Source organism: Mycolicibacterium llatzerense (assembly GCF_025331195.1).
Taxonomy (GTDB): Bacteria; Actinomycetota; Actinomycetes; order Mycobacteriales; family Mycobacteriaceae; genus Mycobacterium; species Mycobacterium llatzerense.
Map to the genome: position 1 here is coordinate 363,129 of NZ_LXOV01000016.1, position 12,288 is coordinate 375,416.

The 12,288-nt window shown below is 66.9% G+C and carries 12 protein-coding genes; 9 read left to right on the forward strand and 3 right to left on the reverse strand.

What is annotated here, in order from left to right; genetic code table 11:
* Positions 1 to 18 precede the first annotated feature (18 nt).
* Positions 19 to 1,554 carry a PucR family transcriptional regulator gene (locus A7G45_RS26505; RefSeq protein WP_260941547.1) on the forward strand — a complete coding sequence of 512 codons (1,536 nt, stop codon included), beginning with the start codon at positions 19 to 21 and terminating at the stop codon, positions 1,552 to 1,554.
* Here A7G45_RS26505 and A7G45_RS26510 read toward each other — a convergent pair whose 3' ends face one another.
* The gene (locus tag A7G45_RS26510) at positions 1,555 to 4,398 is read right to left on the reverse strand and encodes an MMPL/RND family transporter (protein WP_260941365.1); all 2,844 of its coding nucleotides are present in this window, start codon (positions 4,396 to 4,398) and stop codon (positions 1,555 to 1,557) included.
* Positions 4,395 to 4,826, reverse strand: a complete 432-nt coding sequence (locus tag A7G45_RS26515) for an MmpS family transport accessory protein (RefSeq protein WP_260941366.1) — start codon at positions 4,824 to 4,826, stop codon at positions 4,395 to 4,397. The genes A7G45_RS26510 and A7G45_RS26515 overlap by 4 nt, the downstream gene beginning before the upstream one ends.
* Before the next feature lie 252 nt (positions 4,827 to 5,078).
* Here A7G45_RS26515 and A7G45_RS26520 point away from each other — a divergent pair, with 252 nt between their 5' ends.
* The 3 genes from A7G45_RS26520 (at position 5,079) to A7G45_RS26530 (ending at position 7,365) form a co-directional block, all read left to right on the forward strand.
* Entirely contained in the window at positions 5,079 to 5,687 is a 609-nt protein-coding gene (locus tag A7G45_RS26520) for a mycothiol-dependent nitroreductase Rv2466c family protein (RefSeq protein ID WP_260941367.1), read from the forward strand.
* 171 nt (positions 5,688 to 5,858) lie between these two features.
* Entirely contained in the window at positions 5,859 to 7,040 is a 1,182-nt protein-coding gene (locus tag A7G45_RS26525) for an NAD(P)/FAD-dependent oxidoreductase (RefSeq protein ID WP_260941368.1), read from the forward strand.
* Between the two features lie 55 nt (positions 7,041 to 7,095).
* Positions 7,096 to 7,365: a metal-sensitive transcriptional regulator gene (locus A7G45_RS26530; protein WP_043393193.1), complete on the forward strand. Its 270-nt coding sequence runs from the start codon at positions 7,096 to 7,098 to the stop codon at positions 7,363 to 7,365.
* Between the two features lie 18 nt (positions 7,366 to 7,383).
* On the opposite strand, the gene A7G45_RS26535 is transcribed toward A7G45_RS26530, so the two are convergent.
* A complete protein-coding gene (locus tag A7G45_RS26535) occupies positions 7,384 to 8,076 on the reverse strand; it encodes a cupin domain-containing protein (RefSeq protein WP_260941370.1) in 693 nt (230 codons plus the stop codon).
* 172 nt (positions 8,077 to 8,248) lie between these two features.
* On the opposite strand from A7G45_RS26535, the gene A7G45_RS26540 reads away from it, so the two are divergent.
* From A7G45_RS26540 to tatA, 5 genes are all read left to right on the forward strand, one after another.
* Entirely contained in the window at positions 8,249 to 8,455 is a 207-nt protein-coding gene (locus A7G45_RS26540; RefSeq protein ID WP_043393199.1) for a hypothetical protein, read from the forward strand.
* 134 nt (positions 8,456 to 8,589) lie between these two features.
* Positions 8,590 to 9,948: a Pup--protein ligase gene (gene pafA, locus A7G45_RS26545; RefSeq protein WP_110789119.1), complete on the forward strand. Its 1,359-nt coding sequence runs from the start codon at positions 8,590 to 8,592 to the stop codon at positions 9,946 to 9,948.
* 69 nt (positions 9,949 to 10,017) lie between these two features.
* Entirely contained in the window at positions 10,018 to 11,007 is a 990-nt protein-coding gene (locus A7G45_RS26550; RefSeq protein WP_043986644.1) for a helix-turn-helix transcriptional regulator, read from the forward strand.
* Entirely contained in the window at positions 11,004 to 11,984 is a 981-nt protein-coding gene (locus A7G45_RS26555; protein WP_260941372.1) for a helix-turn-helix transcriptional regulator, read from the forward strand. The genes A7G45_RS26550 and A7G45_RS26555 overlap by 4 nt, the downstream gene beginning before the upstream one ends.
* 31 nt (positions 11,985 to 12,015) lie before the next feature.
* Positions 12,016 to 12,273 carry a Sec-independent protein translocase subunit TatA gene (gene tatA / locus A7G45_RS26560; protein WP_043393213.1) on the forward strand — a complete coding sequence of 86 codons (258 nt, stop codon included), beginning with the start codon at positions 12,016 to 12,018 and terminating at the stop codon, positions 12,271 to 12,273.
* The last annotated feature ends 15 nt before the right edge of the window (positions 12,274 to 12,288 follow it).

Genomic DNA, 12,288 nt, shown 5'->3' on the forward strand with positions numbered 1-12,288 from the left:
ATGCCGGTGACGGTTCCGATGCGATGGGTGCTGGACCAAGCTGATCTGCGGATCCGGCTGCGCGGGGGCGCCGGCGGTGTCGGCAGCGAGATCAGCTTGGTGCTGACCACCGAATTGGCTGACCCGGCCAAGTGGCTGTCCGGTGGCGAGCTGGTGCTGACCACCGGCATCGGTCTACCGCCGGATTCTGCCGACCGGCGGCGCTATCTCCAACTCCTGCACGAAAGTGGCGTTGCCGGCGTCGGATTCGGTATCGGGCTGACCTTCAACGAGGTGCCCGACGAGCTGGTGTCCGCCGCCGAGGAGCTGGGTCTGCCGCTGCTGGAGATTCCGTTGCGGACACCTTTCGCGGCGGTCGTACAGCGGGTCAGTTCGCGGATCGCGGCGCTGCAGTACGACGCGGTGCTGCGGGCGTCGCGGGCACAGCCGCGGATCACGCGAGCGGTCGTGAGCGGCGGCCCGCAGGAGGTCGCCGCCGAACTGGGCCGCGCGCTGCGGGCCAGTGTCGTGGTGCTGGACCCGGCCGGCACGGTGATCGCGTCCCACCCGCGCAATCTCAACGTCACCACCGTCAACCTGGTGCGCGATGCCATCGAGCCCGGTGCCGCGTCGGCCGTCGCGGTGCTCGCCGAAGGCGTCACCGTCGCCCAGCAGTCCATCCGGGTCGGTGGCCGCTCACACGGCGTGCTGGGCGTGGTCAGCGAAACGGCGTTGAGCCCGGTCGACCAGGTGCTGTTGGGCCACGCAAACTCCTTGCTCGCATTGGATTTCGAGAAACCGGTGCGATTGAAGGAGGCGCAGCAGCGACTCAATGAGCAGGCGCTGGGCCTGATCCTCACCGGTGAATTCAACCTGGAGCCGGCCTGGGCGCAACTGGCTCAGGCCGCCGACCACCGGGGCCGGATCAGGGTGCTGGCCGTCCAGGCCGATGCCGACTCCAGCGCCGAAGCCGACACCGCGCACCTGCTGAAGAAGGTGAGTGCGGCGATCCTGGATCGGCTGGACCAGGCAGGTCAGTCGGCATTCGTACATTGCGCCGACAAGTGGCTGGCGGTGCTGTTGCCGGGAGCGGAGGCCGATGAGATTGCCGCGGCACTGGTGGCGGGCATCAATCCAGCGCTGCGCCGGACCATCCGGATGGGGCTCAGCGGGATTCAGCCGCTGGCCAAGCTGGCCGAGGCCGTCGACAACGCCCGGCTGGCGGCCTCCGTCGCGGAATGTGGTCGGCCTCCGCTCGAATTCTCCGCGCTGGCCGGCAGTGCACTGCTGGCGTTCGGGGAGAGCCGGGAGGTGCTGGTTGCGCTCGGGACGGCCGTGCTGACCCCCGTCCTCGACCACGACGCCGAGTTCGGCACCGGGTTGCTCACGTCGCTGCGCGCATACCTGGAAGCCAACGGCCACTGGGAATCCGCGGCCGCGGCGGTCGGGGTGCACCGGCACACGATGCGCAAGCGCATCGAAACCGCCGAGGCGCTGCTCGGTTGCGATCTGGCGGTCGCCCGGGTCCGCGCCGAGCTGCTGCTCGCGATCTTGGCGCGGACGCCGGGCGACTGATCAGCCCACCGGCGCGGGGGAGTGCTGCTCGGTTGGCGCCACCGCCCTGCGTTGGGGCCGCAGCGGCCACCAAAACCACCGGCCCAGCAGCGCCGCGATGGCCGGCGTCATCAACGACCGGACGATCAACGTGTCGAACAACAATCCGAGTCCGATGGTGGTGCCGGCCTGACCGATCGAGCTCAGATCGCTGGCTGCCATGGACATCATGGTGAAGGCGAACACCAAGCCGGCTGTCGTCACGACACTTCCGGTCTCACCCATCGAGCGGATGATGCCGGTCTTCAGTCCCGCGCCGATTTCCTCCTGGAACCGGGACACCAGCAGCAGGTTGTAGTCGGAGCCGACCGCCAGCAGGATGATCAGCCCGAAAACGGGTGCGATCCAGTTCAATTCGAGGCCCAACAGGTCCTGCCACACCAGCACCGAGAGTCCGAACGCGGCGCCCAGTGACAGCAGCACGGTGCCGACGATCACCAGCGACGCGACCAGCGCCCGGGTGATGAGCAGCATGACGACGAAGATCAGCGTCAGCGCCGCGGTCCCGACGATCAGCAGGTCGTACTGCGAGCCTGACTGGATGTCGCGATAGATCGCGGCGGTACCGGCGAGGTAGAACTTGGCGTCGGTGAGCGACGATCCCTTCACCGATTGATGTGCCGCGTCGAGCGTGGGCAGTACCGCGTCGATGCCGTCCGGGGTCGCCGGGTCGGCGGCATGGGTGATGATGAAGCGTGCGGCCTTGCCGTCCGGCGAGAGGAAGAGCTTCAGTCCTCGCTGAAAGTCCGGATTGTCGAACGCTTCTGGCGGCAGGTAGAAGTAGTCGCCGCTGCGCGACGCATCGAAAGCCTGGCCCATGGCACTGGCGGTGTCGGTCATGGCGGACATCTGGGTGATCAGTCCGGAGAAGCTGCTGTGCAGCGTGAGCAGGGTGCCGCGCATGGACTCCACCGTCGTGATCATCGGCGCGAACTGCGCCTTCATCTGGGGCAGCAGCGTCACGGTGCTGTCCATGTCGGTGCCGAGAGCGGCCATGTCCGAACTGAACGTGTCCACGTTGTCGATCGCGTCGAAGACCGATCTGGTTGCCGCGCAGACCGGGATGTCGGTGCAGTGCTGCTCCCAGTAGAAGTAGTTGCGCAGCGGCCTGGCGAAATCGTCGAAATCCGCCAGATGGTCACGGAGTTCGTTCAGCGTCGTGTGCATCTGGTGCACGTCCGTCGCCAGGTGCGCAGTGGTGCCACTCATCTGTTCCACCAGCGCCTGCAGCCGCTTCATCGGTCCGATCAGACCACCGAGATCGTCACTCATCTTCAGGATGTCGCCCATGCGGTCCTTCATGATCTGCAGGTTCTGCTGGATCGGAATCGATTGGGCACTGACCTGGAACGGGATGGACGTGTGCTCGGTCGGGCCGCCGAACGGCCGGGTGATGCTCTGCACCATGGCAATTCCCGGCAGCTTGAAGATGTCCTTGGCCAGCTTGTCGAGGATGATCATGTCGGCGCTGTTGCGCATGTCGTGATCGGTCTCGACCATCAGGATGTCGGGATTCATTGTGGCAGCGCTGAAATGGCGTTCGGCGGCCTGGTATCCCACATTCGACGGCAGGTCACCGGGGATGTAGAAGCGATCGTTGAAGCTCAGTTTCATGGTGGGCATGAACATGATTCCGACGAGGGCGACCAGGAGAGACGCCACGAAGATCGGCGCCGGCCACCGCACCGTGGCGGTGCCGATGCGCCGCCAGCCCTTCGTCTTGGCCTTCCGCTTCGGTTCGAGCAGGCCGCGGCGGGTGGCCACCGCCACCACGGCCGGCGCGGCGGTCATCGCGCCCGCGACGACCACGAGCAGCCCGAGCGCGGACGGAATGCCCAATGCCTTGAAGTACGACAGCCGCGCCAGGTGCAGGCACAGTGTGGCTCCGGCGATGGTCAATCCCGAGCCCAGGATGATGTGAGCCGTGCCGCGAAACATGGTGTAGTAGGCCGCTTCCGGGTCCTGCCCGGCCTGGCGTGCCTCGTGGTAGCGACCCACCAGAAATATCGCGTAGTCGGTTCCCGCGGCGATGGCCAGCGAGGACAGCATGGCCACCACGAACGTCGAGAAGTCCAGCAGGTTGTGGTTTCCGAGCAGCGCGATCAGGCCCCTGGCGGTGCCCATCTCGAAGCCGACCATGACCAGCACGAGCACCACGGTGGCGGCGGAGCGGTAGGCCAGGGCCAGCATGATGATGATGACGACGCCCGTCACCCCCATCATCACGAGCATGCTCTTGTCGGCGGCTTCGTTCATGTCGGTGGTCAGCGGCGCCGGCCCGGTGACGTAGACCTTCAGGCCCGGGGGAGGCGCCTGGCGATCGACGATGTCGCGCACGCGATCGACCGACGCGTTTCCCAGCGTGCTGCCCTGGTCGCCGGCGAGATTCAGTTGGACATACGCCGCCTTGCCGTCGCGGCTCTGCACACCTGCCGCGGTGAGCGGGTCGCCCCACACATCCTGGACGTGCTGGACGTGCTCGGGGTCCGCCTGCAGCGCCTTCACCAGGCCGTCGTAATAGCGGTGGGCCTCGGCGCCGAGTTTCTCGTCGCCCTCCAGGACGATCATCGCGATGCTGTCAGAATCCGATTCGCGGTACGTCGCGCCGATCTTCTTGGCGGCGATCAACGCCGGCGCATCCTGCGGCGACATCGTCACCGCGTGGTCTCGGGCCACCGATTCGATCTGCGGCACAAGCACATTCAGGCCGACCGTGAGCAGCAGCCAGCCGATGATGATCGGCCAGGCGAACCTGCGGATGAACCGCATGTACGCCGGCGGGGTGCTGTTGTTGTGGCCGCTCATGCGTTCTTCACCAGACATGAGGTTTGGGCGTGACGTCCGGTCGAGGACTGCTCCTGGTGGGTCTCGCCGTCGACGGTGATGCGGCACCCGAGTCGGTTGCCGTCACCTTGCGCCACCACGCTCGCGATCGTGGCCGGCGCGGTCGTGCTGATCGTGACGGTCCACGGCAGGCTCGTGAAACTCGCCTGCACCGGCTGGGCGTTCTGATCGAGGAAGTTGACGCTGCCCGCGGTGTCGCTGGGGCCGAAAACCTCATAGACCACGTGCTTGACGTGCGTGGCCACGAGTGGTTCGGCGCCACTGCCGGTTGCGGTGAAGACCGACTCGGAGCCGAAGGTGCCCCGCAGTTGGGTGACCGCCACCGCGCCGAGTGCGACGGCCACCACGGCCACGGTGGGCACCCAGATTCTCGCCAGGACGGTTGGCATCGTTGTTTCCCTTCACCGGTGTGCTGGTTATCGCGTGAACGGGGCAGCGTGTCGACCGCATCGCGATCAGCTCCGCATATACCCCATGGGGTATGCCCAACGCGGCCAACGTACCATACCCCTAGGGGTATGCAGTGATGTCGTGATGCGGCGCACAACGTCATTGACTTATACCCCCAGGGGTATGCTATAAACGATGGAGAACAGCCCGGGCGGCGTGCCCGATCGGATCGAATGACCAAGGAGTGCAACGTGGCCAGTGAACAAGCCGGCGAACCGACCCCGGTGACCCTGTGGCTCGACCCGGTCTGCCCGTTCACCTGGAACACGGCCCGCTGGTTGCAGGCCGCGGTTGAGGCCGGCGTGGCTGCGATCGATTGGCGGCTACTGAATCTCGCTGTGCTCAACGAAGGGCGGGAACTGCCTGCCCCGCAGCAGGCCCGGATGGCCGACTCGCGCCGGGTTGGCCGGCTGATGGCCGCCATCCGCCGGGACGTGGGCGTCGAAGCGCTGGTGACCGCCTACTTCACTTTCGGCGAGGCCTATTTCGATCAATCGGCGCCGGTCGACGAGGCGCTGGCAGCCAAGGTCCTGGCTGCCGTCGGGGCTGCGGAGATCACTCCGGCGGTGCTCGACGATGACTCGCTGGACGAGCTCATCGCGCAGTCGCATCAGGCCGCGCAGGACGCCTACGGCGCCACCGGGGGCAGCCCGCTGCTGACCATCAACGGTCACACCTTCTTCGGGCCGGTCTTCACCGAGCTGCCGGCGCTCGAATCTGTGGCATCGGATTTCGCGGCCGTGGTCACCCTGACCGCCATGCCGCAATTCACGCAGATCGAGCGTCCGCGCGTCCACTGAAAGGCTCGAAGATGTGTCACCCCAAGCGTTGTTCGGTGTGCGGCAAGACCACCTGGTCGGGCTGCGGCATGCACGTGGATGCAGTCAAGGCTGCGGTGCCCGCCGACCAGTGGTGCGAAGGGCACCCCAAATCCGATCGACCATCCCGCATGAAGTTCTGGAGGTAGCAGCATGAAAAACAGCAAGTTGGTCATCCTCGGCGCCGGTATCGGTGGCCTGTCCGTCGTCAAGGAACTCGCCGAATCCGGTGTGGCCCTTGATGATCTCGACGTCACCATCGTCGACGAAGACTTCTCGCACTTCCTCGGCTTCACCCTGCCGTGGGTGCTGCGCGGTTGGCGCGAGGAAGGCACCGTGCCCATCGAACCTACGGTTTCCGCCCTGCGCGGCGTCAACACCGTCACCGGAACCGTTGCCGACGTGGATCATTCGGCCCGCATGGTCAAGTTGGCCGACGGCACCGACATCGCGTTCGATGCACTGATCATCGCCACCGGTGCCCGCAATGTCATCGACAAGGTTCCGGGTCTGCGGGACGCCGTCGACGCCGGATCGGCCGTGCACTACTACAGCGCTGACGCCGCGGCTGCCGCGCACGCCGCGCTGGAGCAATTCTCCGGTGGCAGGCTCGTCTTCCTGGTCACGTCATTGCCGTACCGCTGTCCCGTCGCGCCCTACGAGGGAGCGCTGCTGGCCGCGGACCTGTTGCGTGACAACGGCCATCGTGAGTCGACCGACATCACGGTGTACACCCCGGAAAAGCAGCCCATGCCGTCGGCGGGGCCGTACGCCGGCCTGGAACTGGTGGAGATGTTGGGCGCCAACAACATTGCTTTCCACGGCGAGCATGCGGTCGAGCGCATCGACGCCGAGCGGAAGGTGATCCACTTCGCCGACGGCGCCAGTGCCGAGTTCGACCTGCTGGTGTTCGTCCCGCCGCACGAGCCGGCCGTGACGCTCGACGGCATGGGCTGGATCGCCGTCGACACCGATATGGCCACCGGGTACCCGGGCATCTTCGCCATCGGTGACACCGCCGCGGTGAACGCGGAGTCCGGTCGGACGGTGCCCAAGGCGGCGATCTTCGCCAAGAACGGGGCAAAGGCCGCTGCCCGCAATGCCCTGCACTACCTCGGCCGGGTCGACGACGGCGCCGCGCTGTCGGGTGAGGGCTACTGCTACATCGACGTCGGTGGGCACGTCTCCGCTCAGGGCAAGGGCAACTTCTTCGCGACGCCGCATCCGACGATCCATCTGACCGAGCCGTCCGAACTGCTGCACCACGACAAGCAGGCCGAGGAAGACGACTGGCGGGCGCTGTGGGAGCGCGCCGCCGTGCCGGCCGGCCGCTGATACCCTGTGGGGTATAGCGGATCGGGCCGGACAACTAACGAAAGGTAGGTGCGACATGGTCGGTGATGAAGAGGCCATGGCCGCCGTCCTGGCCCGGTTGCGACGGGCGCAGGGGCAGTTGGCCGGAGTCATCTCGATGATCGAGCAGGGCCGCGAGTGCAAGGACATCGTCACGCAACTGGCGGCGGTATCGAAGGCGCTGGACCGCGCCGGGTTCAAGATCGTCGCCACCGGCCTGCGCGAATGCCTGGCCGGGAACGCCGAGGATGGTCGTGCGCCGATGACCGAGGCCGAGCTGGAGAAGCTGTTCCTTTCGTTGGCCTAGCTGCACTGTCCAGCGGGGTCAGGCGGTCGGTCGCTTGATGATGGTGAGCGACTGATCGATCTGCTTGAACTTGGTGAAAGTGTCCGCGGGCACACCGAACACGACGCTGAGCACATCGGGCGGCAGCTTGCTGATGGACGCGCCGATCCCGATGTCGTCCTTGCCCTCTTCGGTGCTCGCGTTGAAGACGATGAGCAGATCGAGTTCTTGGGTGCCCTTGTTCTCGAAGTAGTGCAAAGAGCCTTGCGGGGCGAACACCACATCGCCCACGTTGGCTTCGAAGTGTTCGGAATGCCCGAGCGGGTCGAGCAGCGTCCAGGTCGCCACGCCGCGCGTGATGACGTTTATCTCCCAGGCGCTGGGATGCCAGTGTGGCTCGCGGATACCACCGGGTTCGAGCGTCACCATCACGACGCTGGCTTCCTGTCCCATCAGTATCGGCCAATTGCCTTCGTACGCTTGGCGTAGCGTTCCGCCGTCGAACTGCGTCTTCTGTAGTGCGCCGAGGTGGAACATGTGCGGCTGCGCCGTGTTCAGTTCGGCAGGGATGCGGGGATCGCCGAAACGACCGGCTTCTGGGTTCACGGCTGTCTCCTGGGTGTTGTTGCGGGGCAAGGGGGATGAGAACGCGTGGTCGGCACCTGCGCCGGCGATCGCCGCCACGCCGACTGCGCCGGCTCCGCCGAGCATCGTGCGTCGATTGATCATCATGTGGTCAGCGTGGACCGCGGCGGTCTCGTTGTCGTCAGCGCTGACCCCCAGGTGTGTCTACCGGCTGGCTGCAATACGGAATGGGTGCCTGCGGTAGCGACTTTTGCCTGCTCAGAGCCGACGATTGAGTCAGTCCGAAAACGGACGAGCACTCTGACAGAAGGCGCCGATCATGAAGAACCCGATCAAGTTCATCGCTCCCGGACTGGCCGCGGCCGGCATCGCCGGCGCGCTCCTGCTGGCACCGATCGCCAGTGCGAACACCGACCCGCTGGTGCCCAACGGGACCGATCCGCATTCGTCGTACGTGCTGGGCGAGCACTTCTCCAACCACGACGAGGCCAATCAGACCGCGGGCAGCTTGGACGTTCCGTTCTGATCGTGCCGAGTTGGCCCGGCTCCGGCCGCCACCCACCGTGGGTGGCGGCCGGAGCCATTTCTGGCTGTCCGACGTGGATCGCTACCCGGCCTGTTGCCCACCCATACCCAACGCCAACCCGTAAGCTCGATTATGTGCAGCGACGGATCATGGGAATCGAGACCGAGTTTGGCGTGACCTGCACGTTTCATGGTCACCGCCGGCTCAGCCCGGACGAGGTAGCGCGGTATCTGTTCCGGCGAGTGGTGTCCTGGGGCCGCAGTTCCAACGTCTTTCTCCGGAACGGCGCGCGCCTGTACCTCGATGTGGGTAGCCACCCCGAGTACGCGACGGCCGAATGCGACAACCTGGCGCAGCTGGTCACCCACGACCGCGCCGGTGAGCGCGTGCTGGAAGACCTGCTGGTCGACGCCGAGCAGCGGCTGGCCGACGAGGGCATCGGCGGCGACATCTACCTGTTCAAGAACAACACCGATTCGGCCGGCAACTCCTACGGTTGCCACGAGAACTACCTGATCGTGCGGGCCGGCGAGTTCTCCCGGATCTCCGACGTGCTGCTGCCGTTCCTGGTCACGCGCCAGCTGATCTGCGGCGCCGGCAAGGTGCTGCAGACCCCGAAGGCCGCGACCTTCTGTCTGAGCCAGCGGGCCGAGCACATCTGGGAGGGCGTCTCCAGCGCCACGACGCGCTCGCGGCCGATCATCAACACCCGCGACGAGCCGCACGCCGACGCCGAGAAGTACCGCCGGCTGCACGTCATCGTCGGCGACTCCAACATGTGCGAGGCCACCACCATGCTCAAGGTGGGCAGCGCCTCGCTGGTGCTGGAGATGATCGAAGCCGGCGTCCCGTTCCGGGACTTCTCGCTGGACAACCCGATTCGGGCCATCCGCGAGGTCAGCCACGACCTGACCGGGCGCCGCGCCGTGCGGCTGGCGGGCGGACGGCAGGCCTCGGCGCTGGACATTCAGCGCGAATACCACTCGCGCGCCATCGATTACCTGCAGACCCGCGAGCCCAACGTGCAGCTCGAGCAGGTCGTCGACCTGTGGGGCCGGCAGCTCGACGCCGTCGAGAGCCAGGACTTCGCCAAGGTCGACACCGAGATCGACTGGGTGATCAAGCGGAAGCTGTTCCAGCGCTACCAGGATCGCTACAGCATGGAGCTGTCCGACCCCAAGATCGCCCAGCTGGATCTGGCGTACCACGACATCAAGCGCGGTCGCGGCGTGTTCGACCTGTTGCAGCGCAAGGGATTGGCCGCCCGGATCACCACCGACGAGGAGATCGACGCGGCAGTCAACACGCCGCCGCAGACCACCCGGGCCAAGCTGCGCGGCGAATTCATCACGGCCGCACAAGAAGCCGGGCGCGACTTCACCGTCGACTGGGTGCACCTCAAGCTCAACGACCAGGCCCAGCGCACCGTGCTGTGCAAGGACCCGTTCCGGTCGGTCGACGAGCGGGTGAACCGGCTGATCGCCAGCATGTGACGGGCGCGTCCGTCGCGGCGGGCGCGCCGGTAACAGGGCAGCCCACAGCAACCACTTAGTCTGTTGGACGTGGCGACGTCCAAGGTAGAGCGGTTGATGAACCTCGTCATTGCGCTCCTGTCCACCCGTAGTTACCTGTCCGCGGAGCAGATCCGGGCCAACGTCACCGGCTACCAGGACCCGCCGACCGACGAAGCGTTCTCCCGCATGTTCGAACGGGACAAGAACGAGCTGCGCGATCTCGGCATCCCGCTGGAGACCGGCCGCGCCTCGATGATGGACGTCAACGACGGCTATCGCATCAATCGCACCGCGTACGAGTTGCCGCCTGTCGAGCTGACCGGCGATGAAGCGGCCGTCGTCGCCATCGCCACGCAGCTCTGGGAGTCGCAGGAGATGGTGACCGCCACCCAGAGCGCGCTGCTCAAGCTACGGGCCGCGGGGGTGGACGTCGACGCATCCGACGCCGGCGTCGCGATCACCACCGGAGCCGCCCCGGGCCTGCGCGGCTCGGAGGAGGCGCTGGGAATCCTGTTGTCCGCCATCGACTCCGGACGTGCCGTGCAGTTCGCGCATCGACCCAACCGGAGCGCGCCGTACATCGACCGCACCCTCGAGCCGTGGGGCGTGGTCACCTACCGCGGCCGGTGGTACGTCGTCGGGCACGATCGGGACCGCAACGCGGCGCGCACCTTCCGGGTATCGCGCATCGGCGATGGCGTGCGTGCGGTGGGACCCGACCGCGCCGTCACCCGGCCGGACGGGGTCAACCTGCGCGACATCGTGCACCGGGCGGTCGCCGAATGGCCGGCCGGTGAGCTGGCCCGGATCTGGGTGGCCGACGGCCGGGGGACGGCACTGCGCCGGCAGGCCGTCAGCACCACACCCAGCGCGCGCAATGGGCGCGGCGGCGACGAGGTCGTCGTCGACATCGGCATGGTCGACCGGCTGGCCCGCGAGGTCGCGGGTTACGGCGCCGACGCCGTGGTGCTGGAGCCGGAATCATTGCGGGACAATGTGATCGGCCGGCTGCGGGCGCAGGCGGGGGAGGGCGCATGAGTAACGTGTCGAACCGCTTGGTGCGGCTCTTGAACATGGTTCCGTATTTCCAGGCGAACCCGCAGATCAGCCACGACGAGGCGGCCGCCGAGCTGGGCGTGACCCGCAAGCAACTGCTGGCGGATCTCAACCAGCTGTGGATGTGCGGCCTGCCCGGCGGGCTCCCCGGTGACCTGATCGACCTGGACTTCGAGGGCGACACCATCGAGGTGATCTTCTCGGCCGGGATGGACCGGGCGCTGCGCCTCACCTCACCGGAGGCCACCGGTGTGCTGATGGCGCTGCGGGCGCTCGTCGACGTGCCCGGCGTCGTCGACCCCGACGTGGCGCGCAGCGTGATCGCCAAGGTCGAGGCCGCCGCCGGTACTGCCGGAGCGGTCGCGGCGTCGGTACCGGCCCCCGATATCACCGGCGATGCCGAGAACAAGGCCACCGCGGTGGTGCGGGCCGCGGTCCGGGACAAACGGGCGTTGTCCCTCGAGTACCACTCGGCTTCGCATGACACCGTCTCGCAGCGCACCGTCGACCCGATCCGGGTGGCCCTGATCGGCGACCACAGCTACCTGGAGGCGTGGTGCCGCACCGCCGAGGGCGTGCGGCTGTTCCGCTTCGACCGCATCGTCGACGCCACCGCCCTGGACGAACCGGCCGCTCCGCCGGCGCCCGCCGTGCAGGCCGGGCCCGACACGTCACTGTTCTCCGCCGACACCGCGGATCCGACGCTGCCCGTGGCGACACTGCTGATCGACGTGTCCGCGTCGTGGATGTTCGACTACTACCCGCTGGCAGTGCAGCGGGAGATTCCCGACGGCAGCTGGGAAGCCACCATGACCTACGCGTCGGACGAGTGGATGGCCCGTTTCGTCCTCGGTTTCGGTTCGGCGGTCCGAGTCCTGGACCCGCCCGCGCTCGCCGACCGCGTGCGCGAGTCCGCGGCGGCGGCGCTGGCGGCGTATGAACCCGGCCTTGGCGAGTAGACTCGGCCTCAACTTCTGGAGGTGACCCAAATTGGGCGGTTTGCAACCGTGGCACTGGTTGATCGTCATCGCGGTGTTCGTGCTGCTCTTCGGCGCGAAGAAGCTGCCGGACGCCGCGCGTTCGCTTGGCAAGTCGATGCGCATCTTCAAGTCCGAGTTGAAGGAAATGCAGTCGGACAGCACGTCGGAGCAGTCAGCGGCTCCGCGTCCCATCACTGCTGAACGCGTCGAGAACCCGGCACCTGCACCGCAGGCAGCGCCGGATGCCGCGGACAAGCACCCGGCCTGACCTTTTGCCGTGATC